1 protein-coding gene is annotated in these 540 nt (G+C 41.1%); it reads right to left on the bottom strand.

The annotated features are described in order from the left end of the window. Positions 1–6: 6 nt before the first annotated feature. Positions 7–471 carry a ParB N-terminal domain-containing protein gene (locus ACNQGS_RS29055; protein WP_491490396.1) on the bottom strand — a complete coding sequence of 155 codons (465 nt, stop codon included), beginning with the start codon at positions 469–471 and terminating at the stop codon, positions 7–9. Positions 472–540: the final 69 nt, after the last annotated feature.

The following is a 540-nucleotide window of genomic DNA, read 5'->3' as shown; positions in this document are numbered from 1 at the left end:
CATGCTTCATTTTAAGATTTCATCAACCATGGTTCTCATTGAGCAAACTACGGTTTTTTTGTACTTTACAGCCAATATTAGGACTCTTATTTGTTGGGATCGGGTTAGGTGTTTGAAACGAGGTTCTTGGTTTAGAAAGGTGCGGACAATCGACCAGCTTTTTGGCGTGAAAGGAAAATCATCCAGGGGCTGCTTTTTAAGCAAACGATGAAACCACGATTTAATATCAGAGGAAGTGCTTTTGTCTACGATACACGGCGCGTAAATACTTTTTGTATGTTTCTTAAGGCTTTCGAATCTCTCCTGCCCGCTGACAATGATATAGCTGCCATCTTTCCTGTTTTTTCTGACCACCAGAACAAACATGCAATCCCACATAAATCTCTGCAGCCGCTTCATATGCTCCGTCATCTTCGCAGAAAAATCCGGCTTGATTTTATCAAGCGGAATATATTGAACCGTAAATTTCATCCTCATCCCCTCCTGTTTAACGATGAGTCCATTCCCACTCATTATATGCATAAACCGGGCTAAGAAGAA

The sequence above is a fragment of the Neobacillus sp. PVCKKU3 genome (assembly GCF_058323225.1).
The sequence above is the reverse complement of the archived record's forward strand: the minus strand, read 5'-3'. Positions and strand labels throughout refer to the sequence as shown.